This is a genomic window from Streptomyces sp. F63 (genome assembly GCF_018070345.1).
In the GTDB taxonomy this organism is placed as follows: domain Bacteria; phylum Actinomycetota; class Actinomycetes; order Streptomycetales; family Streptomycetaceae; genus Streptomyces.
This window is the reverse complement of the sequence record NZ_JAGPXX010000055.1, coordinates 1-13,733: the sequence shown is the minus strand read 5'-3', so window position 1 is coordinate 13,733 and position 13,733 is coordinate 1. Positions and strand designations below refer to the sequence as shown.

The 13,733-nt window shown below is 76.6% G+C and carries 7 protein-coding genes, 1 pseudogene and 1 riboswitch; of the genes and pseudogenes, 7 read left to right on the top strand and 1 reads right to left on the bottom strand.

The features are described from left to right. Positions 1-534: 534 nt before the first annotated feature. Positions 535-4,332, bottom strand: a complete 3,798-nt coding sequence (gene cobN, locus KBZ10_RS28670; protein WP_210990665.1) for a cobaltochelatase subunit CobN — start codon at positions 4,330-4,332, stop codon at positions 535-537. Between the two features lie 565 nt (positions 4,333-4,897). Further along, positions 4,898-4,974, bottom strand: a riboswitch (cobalamin riboswitch). Between the two features lie 388 nt (positions 4,975-5,362). Here cobN and KBZ10_RS30685 point away from each other — a divergent pair. The 7 genes and pseudogenes from KBZ10_RS30685 to KBZ10_RS28635 form a co-directional block, all read left to right on the top strand. After that, complete coding sequence (locus KBZ10_RS30685; RefSeq protein WP_210990664.1) at positions 5,363-7,735, top strand: hypothetical protein; 2,373 nt, start codon at positions 5,363-5,365, stop codon at positions 7,733-7,735. Beyond that, a complete protein-coding gene (locus KBZ10_RS28660; RefSeq protein WP_210990663.1) occupies positions 7,732-8,364 on the top strand; it encodes a precorrin-8X methylmutase in 633 nt (210 codons plus the stop codon). The genes KBZ10_RS30685 and KBZ10_RS28660 overlap by 4 nt, the downstream gene beginning before the upstream one ends. Then, positions 8,361-10,043, top strand: a complete 1,683-nt coding sequence (locus KBZ10_RS28655; protein ID WP_210990662.1) for a precorrin-2 C(20)-methyltransferase — start codon at positions 8,361-8,363, stop codon at positions 10,041-10,043. Before KBZ10_RS28660 ends, KBZ10_RS28655 begins: the two co-directional genes overlap by 4 nt. Before the next feature lie 331 nt (positions 10,044-10,374). Beyond that, on the top strand, positions 10,375-10,896 hold the full coding sequence (locus tag KBZ10_RS28650) for an HAD domain-containing protein (protein WP_307847658.1): 522 nt from the start codon (positions 10,375-10,377) through the stop codon (positions 10,894-10,896). Positions 10,897-10,898: 2 nt separating this feature from the next. Then, entirely contained in the window at positions 10,899-11,357 is a 459-nt protein-coding gene (locus KBZ10_RS28645) for a hypothetical protein (RefSeq protein ID WP_210990660.1), read from the top strand. A gap of 754 nt (positions 11,358-12,111) precedes the next feature. Continuing rightward, a complete protein-coding gene (locus KBZ10_RS28640) occupies positions 12,112-13,098 on the top strand; it encodes an NAD-dependent epimerase/dehydratase family protein (RefSeq protein ID WP_210990659.1) in 987 nt (328 codons plus the stop codon). An 88-nt stretch (positions 13,099-13,186) separates the two neighbouring features. After that, positions 13,187-13,597: pseudogene (locus tag KBZ10_RS28635) on the top strand (beta-1,6-galactanase); the annotation flags it as partial. Between the last annotated feature and the right edge of the window lie 136 nt (positions 13,598-13,733).

Here is a 13,733-nt window from a genome sequence, read left to right as displayed (position 1 = left end):
CACCCGGCCCGACGGCGCACCACCCCCCGGACACCCCACGGGCCCGCGGTCTCCTATCCCCCCTCGTACGTGAACCGGGCCACGTGCGGCAGGTCACCGAAAACCGAGATCAACGACTTCTCGGCGGGCTTCCCAGCGGTTCCGTGCGCGGCCCCCGGGAAGGCCGGCACGGCCGCTGACCACCGACCGGGGGGCACGGGGCCGGCACACCGGGTGATGACGGGCCCGGATGCGGCTGGGCAGGTCGGGATACCTCCCCGGCGCCCGGCGGAGAGGGGAGAAGGAGACAGCGGCGGAGGTGGGGGCGGTCGGCAGAGGGTGGGAACGCGGACGACGGAAGAAGGGAGCAGCGGCCGCGCCCCCGGCGGCAGGGAGCCGCACCGGCTCCACCGGGCCCTGGCTCGGGGCCGGACTCCGCGCCGGGGCCGGGAACCCGGGCACGGAGGGGCAGGCCGAAGCCGGGGGCCGCAGGCCGGGCCCACGGCCGGGCCGGAGAGGCCGGGCCCACGGCTGGGGGGCCGGGCCCGGGCCGGCTCAGTCCTCCCCGCCCTCCAAGTCGCCCTCCGTCTCCAGGAAGGTGCGGCGGAGCCCTGCGAGCACCTCGGGGTCCGGTTCCGCCCACATCCCGCGGCTCTCGGCCTCCAGCAGCCGCTCGGCCATGCCGTGCAGCGCCCAGGGGTTCGCCTCGCGCAGGAAGTCACGGTTCTCCGGGTCGAGCACGTAGGTGCGCGCCAGGGTGTCGTACATCCAGTCGGCGACGACCCCGGTCGTGGCGTCGTAGCCGAACAGGTAGTCGACCGTGGCGGCGAGCTCGAAGGCGCCCTTGTAGCCGTGGCGGCGCATCGCCGCGATCCACCGCGGATTCACCACCCGCGCGCGGAACACCCGCGAGGTCTCCTCGGTGAGGGTGCGGGTGCGGACCGTCTCCGGGCGGGTGCTGTCGCCGATGTACGCGGCGGGGGCGGTGCCCCGCAGTGCGCGGACGGCGGCGACCATGCCGCCGTGGTACTGGAAGTAGTCGTCGGAGTCGGCGATGTCGTGCTCGCGGGTATCGGTGTTCTTGGCGGCCACGGCGATCCGCCGGTACGCGCTCTCCATCTCCTCGCGCGCCGGGCGGCCGTCGAGGCCGCGGCCGTAGGCGTAGCCGCCCCAGACGGTGTAGACCTCGGCGAGGTCGGCGTCGGTGCGCCAGTCGCGGCTGTCGATGAGCTGGAGCAGGCCGGCCCCGTAGGTGCCGGGCCGGGAGCCGAAGATGCGGGTGGTGGCGCGGCGCTCGTCACCGTGCTCGGCGAGGTCGGCCCGCGCGTGGGCCCGGACGTGGTTGTCCTCGTCGCTCTCCTCCAGCGAGGCCGCGAGCCGCACCGCGTCGTCCAGGAGCCCCACGACGTGGGGGAACGCGTCCCGGAAGAAGCCGCTGATCCGCAGGGTGACGTCGACGCGCGGCCGGCCGAGGCCGGCGAGCGGTACGGGTTCCAGCCCGGTGACGCGCCGGGAGGCGTCGTCCCACACCGGCCGGATGCCGAGCAGGGCGAGCGCCTCGGCGATGTCGTCGCCGGCGGTGCGCATCGCGCTGGTGCCCCACAGCGACAGCCCGACGGACTCGGGCCAGCGGCCGGTGTCGGCGCGGTACCGCTCCAGGAGGGAGTCGGCGAGCGCCGAGCCGGTCTCCCAGGCGAGCCGGCTGGGGACGGCCTTGGGGTCGACGGAGTAGAAGTTGCGGCCGGTCGGCAGCACGTTGACGAGTCCCCGCAGGGGGGACCCGGACGGCCCGGCGGGGACGAAACCGCCGCCGAGGGCGCGCACGGCGTTCCGGATCTCGTCGCCGGTCGCGGCCAGCCGGGGCACCACCTCGCGGGCGGCGAAGCGGAGCACGGCGGCGACGGCGGCGGGGTCGTGCCGGGGGCCGTCCGGGCGAGCGGCGGGGTGTCCGCCGGGGTGTCCGGCGGGCTGTCCGCTCTCCCGCGCGGCTCCCGTCGCCGCCGGGGCGGGGGCGGGGGCGGCGTCCGTCCCGCCGCACACCCTCGCCACGGCCCGGTCCGCGGCGGCGGGGTCCCAGTCCGCCTCGTCCATGGCCTCGACCAGGGCGCGGGCCCGCTCCTCGGCCTCGTCCGCCCCGGTGCGGGTGGCCGCCGACTCGTCCAGGCCCAGGGCCTCGCGCAGCCCGGGGAGGGCGGTGGTGCCGCCCCAGATCTGCCGGGCGCGGAGGACGGCGAGGACGAGGTTGACCCGTTCCGGTCCGGCCGGGGCCCGCCCGAGCACGTGCAGGCCGTCGCGGATCTGCGCGTCCTTGACCTCGCACAGCCAGCCGTCGACGTGCAGCAGGAAGTCGTCGAAGCCGTCGTCGTCCGGACGGTCCTCCAGGCCGAGGTCGTGGTCGAGCCGGGCCGCCCGGATGAGGGTCCAGATCTGGGCGCGGATGGCGGGGAGCTTGGCCGGGTCCATCGCGGAGATGGCGGCGTACTCGTCCAGCAGCTGTTCGAGGCGGGCGATGTCCCCGTAGGACTCGGCGCGCGCCATGGGCGGGACGAGGTGGTCGACGAGGGTGGCGTGGGCGCGGCGCTTGGCCTGGGTGCCCTCGCCGGGGTCGTTGACGAGGAACGGGTAGACCAGCGGCAGGTCGCCGAGCGCGGCGTCGGGCGCGCAGCCCGCGGAGAGCGCCGCGTTCTTGCCGGGCAGCCACTCCAGGTTGCCGTGCTTGCCGAGGTGGACCATGGCGTCGGCGCCGAAGCCGCCCTCCTCGGGGCGGGCGGCGATCCAGCGGTAGGCCGCCAGATAGTGGTGCGAGGGCGACAGGTCGGGGTCGTGGTAGATCGCGACGGGGTTCTCGCCGAAGCCGCGCGGCGGCTGGATCAGGACGAGCAGATTGCCGTGGCGGAGGGCGGCGAGGACGATCTCGCCGTCCGGGTCCCGGCTCCGGTCGACGAACAGCTCGCCGGGCGGCGGCCCCCAGTGCTCCTCGACGCGCTCGCGCAGGGCGCGCGGCAGCCGCTCGTACCAGCGGCCGTAGTCGGCGGCGGGGACGCGGACGGGGTTGCGGGCGAGCTGCTCCTCGGTGAGCCAGTCCTGGTCGTGCCCGCCGGCCTCGATCAGGGCGCGGATCAGGTCGTCGCCACGGCCGGAGGCGAGCCCGGGGAGGGCGCCGGGCCCGTCCTCCGGGCCGAGGTCGTAGCCCTCCGCGCGCAGCGCGCGCAGCAGGGCGACGGCGCTGGCGGGGGTGTCGAGGCCGACGGCGTTGCCGATCCGGGAGTGCTTGGTGGGGTACGCGGACAGCACCAGCGCGAGGCGTTTGCGCGCGGCCGGGATGTGCCGCAGCCGGGCGTGGCGGACGGCGATCCCGGCGACGCGGGCGGCCCGCTCGGGGTCGGCGGCGTACACGGGCAGCCCGTCCTCGTCCACCTCCTTGAAGGAGAACGGCACGGTGATGAGCCGCCCGTCGAACTCGGGTACGGCGATCTGCGTCGCGGCGTCCAGCGGCGACAGCCCCTCGTCGTTCTCCTCCCAGGCGGCGCGCGGGCCGGTGAGGCAGAGGGCCTGCAGGATCGGTACGCCGAGCGCGGCGAGGGCGCCCGCGTCCCAGGACTCGTCGTCCCCGCCGGCCGAGGCGGCGGCGGGTTTGGTGCCGCCGGCGGCGAGGACGGTCGTGACGACGGCGTCGGCCGCGCCCAGCGCCTCGGTCAGCCCGGGTTCGGGGGCGCGGAGCGATGCCACGTACAGCGGCAGCGGGCGGCCCCCGGCCTCCTCGACGGCCCGGCAGAGAGCTTCCACGAAGGCGGTGTTGCCGCTCATGTGGTGGGCCCGGTAGTAGAGCACGGCGATCACGGGGCGGACGGCGTCCGCGCCGGTGCCGTCCCCGTCTCCGTCGCCGTCCCCGGCCGTGACGGGAGGCGCCGCCGGCGCCGGGGTGCGCTCCAGCGGGCCCCAGCTCGGGGCGGGTTCCGGCGGGGCGAAGCCGTGGCCGGTGAGCAGCACCGTGTCGGAGAGGAACCGGGCGAGCTGTCCCAGGTTGGCCGGTCCGCCGTGGGCGAGGTAGGCGTGGGCCTCGGCGGCGATGCCGACGGGAACGGTGGAGGCCGCCATCAGCTGGGCGTCGGGGGCCTGTTCACCGGTGAGGACGACGACCGGACGCTCCCCGGCGAGCAGCGCGTCGAGCCCGTCCTGCCAGGCGCGGACGCCGCCGAGCAGCCGCACGACGACGAGGTCGGTGCCGTCCAGCAGCGCGGGCAGGTCGTCGAGCCGGAGCCGGGCCGGGTTCCCCAGCCGGTACGGGACGGGGCCCCCGGCGGCGCGGGCGCTCAGCAGATCGGTGTCGGACGTCGACAGCAGCAGGATCACGGGCACTCGCTTCGCGGTGTCGTGGCGGACCGGCGGGCCGGCCCGGCCTGCCGGAGGGGATCGGCGGCGCTCCGGGCCGCGGTGCGCCCGGACGGAGCACGGGAGGGCGGAGCGGGGCCCGGCCGGGCCGGGTTCGGACGGGCGGGGCTCCGGACCGGGTTCCGCCGGGCGGGATTCCGGGCGGCACGCGAACCGGCGGGGTGAGACCGGGCGGAGTCCGCCCCGGCAGGGTTCCGGGCCGGGTGCGGCCGGGCGGGACGGCACCGAACGGAGCTCGGACGGGCGGAGTCCCGAACCGTGGGGTTCCGCCGGGCGGGGCTCGGCCACGCGGGATTCCGGGCGGAGTTCGGCCGGGCGGAGCGGTCCCGGACCCGCGGTCCCGGAGTCCGGGACCGCGGCATCCGGCGGCACGGGGTGGGGGACCGCGGGATCCGCTCCGGGGCCGGTGACGGTATCCGGGTATGGCGGGACCGGGGGCGGCGGAGCCGGCCACGGCGGGGCCGAGAGCGCATGCGGCAGCGTGCCTTCCTCGGGGTCCTCGCCCCGGGTCGGTGGCGGACGGCGGGAGTTCCTGACTCACACGGCGGTGCTGCTGCCGCGCTCACAGTGGCGGGACCGTGCCGGATTCACACCGGCTTCCTCCCCTGGCGCCGTCCATGGCGTCGTCCGGACCCCTCGGGGCCCGACGGTGAGCATAGTAAGGGCAGCGGAGCGGCTCGCGGCACGGTGCCTCCGCGGCCGGCCGGCGTGACCGGGAGAACACCGGCCGCCGCGGGCCCCGTACCAGCGGCGCGCATCACACCAAACCGGTCGCAACGGGAACGGCCGCCGTTCCGTCCCCGGACCGCCCGGCCACCGCCGCGCGCCGCTCGCGCTCCGGCCGGCCCCCGCCCGCCTCCCGTCCCTGACCAGGGATTTCACCGGGGCCGGGGCGGCTTGCCGGCGGCCCGTCCCGGCGGCGTCCGCCCCCGGCCGCCACGGTGCGCCCCCCGGCCGCGAGACCCCGCGGGAGCCATCACCGGGCATCTGTATGCTCGCCGCCATGCCCTCCCCCGCCACACCCTGCCCCGGCATGCCCGGACCGCCCCGGCGCGGGCGCGACGATGCCTGCCCCGGTGCGTTGCGTCTGCACATGGCCGACGACGGCGCACTGGCCCGGGTGCGTCTGCCGGGCGGCTTGCTCACCAGCCGTCAGGTGCGCCTTCTTGCCGACACTGCCGAGGAGTTGGGGGATGGAGAGCTTGAGCTGACCTCCCGTGGCAATGTGCAGGTACGAGGCCTTCCCGGTGATTGCGGTCGCCAACTCGCCGACCGTCTCCGCCTCGTGGGACTTCTCCCTTCGGACACCCATGAGCGTGTCCGCAATGTGGTGCTTTCCCCGTTGAGCGGGCTGGACGGCCACGGCCGGGCGGACGTCCGGGACTGGGTGAGCGCCCTGGACCATCTGCTCTGCGCGACCCCGGGCGCGGCGGCGCTTTCCGGCCGTTTTCTCTTCGCCGTGGACGACGGCCGCGGCGATGTCGCCGCCCTCGGCGCGGATGTGACGCTCGTCGCAACCGGCGCCGGTGGCGCGGAACTCCGCATCGGCGCGGGCGGTCCCCGGGTGCGCGTCACGGCCGAGGAGGCGCCGCGTGCGGCCGTCGCCACCGCCGAAGCGTTTCTGCACGCGGCTACGGAAAGCGGCACCCGTGCGTGGCGCATCCGGGACCTGCCGCGCCGGAGCGCCGGGATCGCGGGACCGGACGACCCGGGCGGACCCGGCGAGCCCGGCGGACCCGGCCGCCCCGCCGTGCCCGACGGACCCCGTGAACCCGGCGAACCCGGCGCGCCCGGCGGACCCGGCGGACCCGGCGGACCCGGCGGACCCGGCGATCCCGGCGAGCCCGGCGGACCCGGCGAACCCGGCGATCCCGGCGAGCCCGCCGGACTCCGCGGGCCCGGCGCATCCGGCCGGCCCCGCACGCCCGAGGAACGCCGTGGAGGCGGCGAACCCGGTGGCGCCAGCGGGCTCGACGCCCCCGAGGGGCCCACCGGCCCGCCGCCTTGCGCGGCACCGGATGCCCCTGGGCGCCATGCCCTGGACGCGGACCTGCTGAGGCGTCAGCTGTCCCGCGCGGGCATCGCGTGGAGGCCGGCGGACGGGCCGGCACGGCGCCCTGCCCCGCACACGGGCGACGGCCGGGCGCCCGGTCCGGAGACGGGTTCCCCGGCCGGCCGGGTCTTCGCGCCGGCTCAACGGCCGGTTCCCGCACCGGCCGCCGGCCCCGCCCCCGGGCTGATCCGCGAGCCCGGCCCCGGCGGCCGGTGGGCCCTGTCCGTGACCGCGCCCCTGGGCCGCTACTCCGCCGCGCAGTGGCGGCTGCTGGCGGAGACGGCCGAACGCTCGGGTGACGCGGAGATCCGCACCACCCCCTGGCGCGGAGTGATCGTGCCCGGACTCCCGCCGGACGCGGCACCGGCGGCTCTGCGGCGGCTGGCCGGCGCGGGTCTCGTCACCACCCCGGACTCCCCCTGGTACGGGGTTGGTTCCTGCACCGGGCGGCCCGGCTGCGCCAAGTCCCTGGCGGACGTACGGACGGACGCCGCGCGGGCCGTACGGAGCGGCCGTGCGGAGCACGCGACCGTTCCCGGCGGACCGGCCGCCGAACCGGCCGCCGAACCGGCCGCGGACCGCCCGGCCCGGGCTCCGCGCCCCGCGGCTCCCGCCTCGGAGACCCCGCCCGTCCGGGCGGACGTCCCCGCTCCCCGGGCCAACGCCTCCGGCCGTCCAAGTACCGCTTCCCGGAGCCCGGTTGACACCTCCACTCCGCCGCCCGGCACCACCGCGCCCGCCGCCGGCCCGGGGGCGGTCCCGCCCGTGTACTGGTCCGGCTGCGAGCGCCGCTGCGGCCATCCGAACGACGGCGGCGCCTGGATCGACGTCCTCGCCACCGAAGACGGCCGCTACCGGGTGGCCGCGGCCGGCGTGGGACCGGTGGCCCGCACACCGGCGAAGCCGGTGCGGGTACCGCCCGGGCGGACGGCCGCCGCCATCGCGGCGGCCCGCGCGGTGAGCATCGCCGGCACCACACGTCCGGCCCGCCCGCCGTCTTCGGCGCCCCCGCCGGACACCACCGGCAGGGCGCGCGGAACGCGCGGCACACCGGCCGGAACGGACCGAGCGGACGGAACGGACCGAGCGGACGGCACTGCCGACGGAACGGGCGGGACGGGCGGCGACACCCCGGACCGGACAGGCGGCTCACCGGACCGGACGGAGGCCCACGTCTGCCCGGAAGGGACAGGCACCGCCGAGCCCTCCGGCGGCCGGAGCAGCACCCAGCGGCACAGACACCCCGGCACTCCGGACCGCACCGGCGGCCCGGACGGCGCCGGCACGACACGAGCGAGGACGACTCCGTGACGGGTTACGCATACGAGAAGGACGGCGCGGCCATCTACCGCCAGTCCTTCGCCACCATCCGCGCCGAGGCGGACCTCACCGGCCTGCCGGCGGACGTGTCCCGGGTCGCCGTCCGGATGATCCACGCCTGCGGCATGACCGACCTCACCGGCGACCTCGCCCACTCCCCGCAGGTCGTGGCCCGCGCCCGGCAGGCGCTGCTCGCCGGCGCGCCGGTCCTCTGTGACGCGCACATGGTCGCGAGCGGGGTCACCCGCAAGCGGCTGCCCGCGGGCAATGAGGTGCTGTGCACCCTCTCCGACCCCGCCGTTCCCGCACTGGCACGCGAACTCGGCACCACGCGCAGCGCCGCGGCCCTGGAGCTCTGGCGCGACCGCCTGGAGGGGGCCGTGGTCGCCGTCGGCAACGCGCCGACGGCCCTGTTCCGGCTGCTGGAGATGGTGGCGGAGGGTGCGCCGCGCCCGGCGGCGGTCGTCGGCGTGCCCGTCGGCTTCATCGGTGCGGCGGAGTCCAAGGAGGCCCTGGCCTCGCACCCGTCGGGCCTCGAATACCTGGTGGTGCGGGGGCGGCGCGGCGGCAGCGCGATGGCCGCCGCCGCGATCAACGCGATGGCGAGTGAGGAAGAGTGAGCGAGCAGCAGGAGCGGCACCCGGCACCGGGGACGGCCACGGGCCGGCTCTACGGCGTGGGCCTCGGTCCGGGCGATCCGTCCCTCATGACCGTACGGGCCGTGGAGGTCATCGCCGGGGCGGACGTCGTGGCCTACCACAGCGCCCGGCACGGCCGGAGCATCGCCCGTTCCATCGCCGAGCGCCATCTGCGGCCGGACCACATCGAGGAGCGGCTGGTCTACCCGGTCACCACGGAGGCCACCGACCACCCCGGCGGCTACCGGGGCGCCCTGGAGGAGTTCTACGAGGAGGCCGCCGCCCGGCTCGCCGCCCACCTCGACGCGGGGCGCTCGGTGGCGCTGCTCGCCGAGGGCGATCCGCTCTTCTACGGCTCGTACATGCACATGCACAAGCGGCTCGCGGACCGCTACCCGGCCGAGGTCGTCCCCGGCGTCACCTCGGTGAGCGCCGCCGCGGCGCGCCTCGGCACACCGCTGGTGGAGGGCGAGGAAACACTGACGGTCCTCCCCGGCACCCTGCCGGAGGAGGAACTGACGGCGCGGCTCGCGGCGGCCGACGCGGCCGCCGTCATGAAGCTCGGCCGGACGTTCCCCGCCGTGCGGCGCGCGCTGGAGCGGTCGGGGCGGCTGGCCGAGGCGCGGTACGTGGAGCGGGCCACGATGGCGGCGGAGCGCACGGCGCCGCTGGCCGAGGTGGACCCCGGCTCGGTGCCGTACTTCTCGGTGGCGGTCCTGCCGAGCCGGGTGGACGCCCGGCAGCGGCGGCACGCCGCTGCCCCGCCGGCGCCCGTCCCGGTGACGGGTGCGCCGTCCGCGGCCCCTGCCGCCGCCCCGGTCACCGGAACCCCGGCAGCCGGGGCCCCGGCCGCCGCCCCCTCCGGCACCGCCGCTCCGGGCGCCGCCGCTCCTCCCGCCGCTCCCCCCGTTTCCGGTGAGGTCGTCGTGGTGGGGCTCGGCCCGGCCGGGCCGCTGTGGCTGACGCCGGAGGCGCGCGGCGAACTGGCCGCCGCGGACGACCTGGTGGGCTACACCACGTACCTCGGCCGGGTGCCGGTGCGGCCGGGGCAGCGGCGGCACGCCTCCGACAACAAGGTCGAGTCGGAGCGCGCGGAGTTCGCCCTCGACCTGGCCCGCAGGGGCCGCCGGGTCGCCGTGGTCTCCTCGGGCGACCCGGGGGTGTTCGCGATGGCGACCGCCGTTCTGGAAGCGGCCTCCGAGGATCCGTACCGCGCGGTGCCGGTGCGGGTGCTGCCCGGGATGACGGCGGCGCACGCGGCGGCGGCCCGCGCGGGCGCGCCCCTCGGGCACGACTACGCGGTGGTGTCGCTCTCCGACCGGCTGAAGCCCTGGGAGGTCATCGCCGGACGGCTGCGGGCCGCGGCGGCGGCCGACCTGGTGCTGGCGCTCTACAACCCCGGTTCCCGCAGCCGGATCCACCAGGTGGGCAAGGCCCGTGAACTGCTGCTGGAGCACCGGGCCCCGCACACGCCGGTCGTCGTGGCGCGCGACGTGGGCGGGCCCGGGGAGCGCGTCCGGATCGTCCACCTGGCCGAACTGGACCCGGACGAGGTCGACATGCGCACCATCCTGCTGGTCGGCTCGACGCAGACCCGGGCGGTCACCCGCGGCGACGGCCGGCGGATCGTCTGGACACCCCGCCGCTACCCGGACGCGTGACGGCACGGCAGGCCGCGGCGCTCCACCGGCCGGGCCCTGCCGGACATCTCCCCGGTGCCCACGGGGCCCCGGCAGCCGACGGCCGGAAAGCCGGCGGTCGCGCAGGGGGCCGAGGCCGGCATCGGTCGGCGCCACCGGCAGGGAGCCGCGTGAGCGACCGGGACGACTGGCGCTCGGAGCACGGCCCGGACGCCGGGCACGTCGTGGCCGGGCTGCCCCCGCACATGGCGGCCGGGGCCGGGCGCCTCGCGGGTGATGGCGGCCCTCGCCGGGGCCGGCGTCGATGTCATCGGCCTCGGGGTGGGAGCGCCTGTGGCTATCGTGTGCTGTTGTGACTGGCTCTTCGCGGCGTCCGCTGCTGTTCCTCGATGTCGACGGACCACTCGTCCCGTTCGGCGCGGGGTCGCAGCAGTACCGCAACCACGCGACGGGCCGCGATCTGCCCGGAGCCGGAGGGAACCCGCTTCTGGCCAGGATCAACCCCGCGCACGGGCCCCGGCTGGCCGGCCTTCCGTGCGAGGTGGTCTGGGCCACGACGTGGATGGACGACGCGAACGCGTGCATCGCTCCCCTCCTCGGGCTTCCGCGTCTGCCCGTGGTGGCCTGGCCGGAGCCGTCCGGCATCGAGGAACAAGACGAACGCGAAGGGCTGCACTGGAAGACCCGTGCGCTCGTGGCCAGGGCCGCGGGACGGCCATTCGTCTGGGTGGACGACGAGATCACCGGCACTGATCGGCTCTGGGTCGCCGCTCACCATCCCGGACACGCCCTGCTCCACCGAGTCGATGCCGGTCCGGGACTCACGGATGACGACTATGTCGCCATCGAGGCCTGGCTACGGCAGAGGTGGTAGCCATGGCCTCCTCGTATCCCGCCGCCCTGCCCCTGCTGATCGGCCTCGTCACCGCCGCCGTGACCGCCTTCGGCCTCGTCGGGTACGGCTTCTCGGCGATCGGCCGGGGGGCCGTGGCACGCGGTGGCGCCGCGCTCTCCGGAGCGACCGCCGCACTCGCCCAGGCCTGGGGACTGGTGTCGCTCTTCCTCGACGAGAGCGGTACCGCCCGGGCCTGCCAGGACGCGAACCCGTCGCTGTTCGGGCAGGTGAGCGGCTACGGCGTGTCCTACCTGCCGCCCGCTCTCAACTGCCGCATGGCGTCGGGTGGTTCCTACCCGGCGGCCGTCCCCGGCTTTCTCACGCCCATGATGACGGTCTGTGCGGTGATCGCGACGGCGCTCGCCCTGCTCGCCGTCGCAGAACACCGCCGCACGACCGGACCCGAGCACCCCGAGCCCTCCCGGCAGAGGAGGACGTGACGCGGCGTCCGGGACGTCGCCGCGTGCGCGACGGCTCGCCCCCGAGGGGGACGCAGCCGGGTCCACGGCCTGGAGCCGGCCAAGAAGGCGGCGACCGGCGACCCGGAGGCCCGGATCGACGAGGCCGGCCACCACGCCCGTCTGCGGGAGGAGTTCGGGCAGGAGAAGGCCGCCCTGATCGCCGCGCGCCACCCCGTCAGCGCATACGACGGCTTCCCCGCCCTGGCGCTCGCGGCGGCCCTGACGGACGGCAACTGGGCCCGGCACTCCGTCGACACCGGCCGCGCACTGTCCGGCCGGACCCCCACGTACACCTACGAGTTCGCCGACGACGACGCCCCCTGGTAGGCGGACCCCACCTATCAGCGGCCCCATTCCGAGGTGGGCGCGGGGCACACCTTCGAGCTTCCGTACCTCTTCGACCTCGGGGCCCACCAGTCACTCACCCCGCCCAGCAGGGACTGGCCCACCGGATGACCGACATCCGGAGCGACTTCGCCCACAGCGGCAAGGCGGACTGAAAGCCCACCACCCCGGCCGCACCGAACGTGCAGTCCCCCGCCTCGGGGCCGGGCGGCATCCGGCCGTCGATTTCGCCAGGGACCACCGCTACGGCTTCTGGTACATCCCTCCGCTGACGGCGTCCACCGGGCAGCCGGCCGCCGGCGCAGGTCACCCGGGTCGGCGCCCGGATCCGATCCGCTGTCAGCGAAGCCGGCTGCGCGTCCCGCTCGCACGGTGCTTGGGTGGCGGAATGGAGATTCTGGTGCTGGGTGGAACGGCGTGGGTGGGCCGGGAGGTGGCGCGGCCGGCGTTGGCGCGCGGCCACCGGGTGACGTGTCTTGCGCGCGGGGAGAGCGGCGAAGTCGCGGACGGGGCACGGCTCGTGGCGGCGGACCGGCGCGAGCCCGGTGCGTACGAGCCGCTGCTCGACCGCGAGTGGGACGCCGTGGTCGAGGTGTCCTGGCAGCCGGGGTTCGTCCGCGGGGCGCTCGACGCCCTGGGCGGCAGGGCCCGGCACTGGACCTACGTGTCCTCCTGCAACGCCTACGCCTCCCAGGGCACCCCCGGCGCGGACGAGTCGGCGGCCCTGCTCGCCCCGACCGACCGGAGCGAGGTGGACCGCTCGCTGTACGGGGAGGCGAAGGTCGCCTGCGAGCAGGCGTCGGCGGCGGCCGTGGGCGACCGTCTCCTCATCGCCCGCGCGGGTCTCATCGGCGGGCCGGGCGACCACTCCGGGCGCTCCGGCTACTGGGTGGCCCGCGCCGCGCGCGACCCGCACGGACCGATGCTGGTGCCCGACACACCGGACCTGCCGACCCAGGTGATCGACGTACGGGACCTCACCGCCTGGCTGCTCGACTGCGCGGAAACGGGGGTCACCGGCACGTACAACGCCGTCGGCCCGGTCCACCCGTTCGCCGAGTGGATCGAGCTGTGCCGCACGGTCGGCGGGCACACCGGTCCGGTGGTGACGGCCGACTCGGCCTGGCTGCTCGCGCACGGCGTGGCCGAGTACATGGGGGAGGAGTCCCTGCCGATGTGGCTGGTCGAGCCGGGCTGGGAGGGCTGGTCCGCCCGGGACGGCTCAGCGGCGCACGCCGCGGGCCTCCACCACCGTCCCCGGGCGGAACTGCTGGCCGACACCCTGCGCTGGGAACGCGACCAGGACCTGGACCGGCCCCGGCGCGCCGGCCTCAGCACCGGCCGCGAGCGCGAACTGCTGAACGCACTCACCTGACAGTCCGGGGCATCTGATCTCACACCTCGGGCGGCCCCGTGCGTCACACGTCAGGAACTCGCCCGGGGTCCGGCGCCTCCAAGTGCCCCCCACGTGGTGGATGTGCCTCAACCACAACCCGTCCGGGGCGGCCGACGGCGGCACCAATCTCCAGCCGTGGAACCACCGGCAGTTCGCCACCCATCTCGCGGTCACGGCGCAGCGGTCCCGTGACGCCTGGGGCGTGCCGTTCGTGTCCGTGGAGCCGTTCAACGAGCCGTCCTCCGACTAGTGGCGGGCGGACGGCCGACAGGAAGGCTGCCACATCGACGCCGGGGTCCAGGCGACCGTGCTCGGTCATCTGCGGGCGGAGCTGGACCGTCTGGGGCTGTCCGGCACGCCGATCGCCGCATCCGACGAGACGAGCTACGACCTGGCCCGCACCACCTGGGCGTCCTTCGGGGCGGAAACCCGGGCGCTGGTGGACCGGGTCAACGTCCACGGCTACCAGGGCTCGGGTGTACTGGCAGGTGGTGACTCCACCCACGCGTAAACGCGCGGGCTTCCTGCGTCGGTGGCTATGCCGTCGCGCAGAGGGCCAGCCCGGCCCTGTTGAGGACGTTCGTCGCGCCGACGTGGTCCGCGTTCGCTGCGAA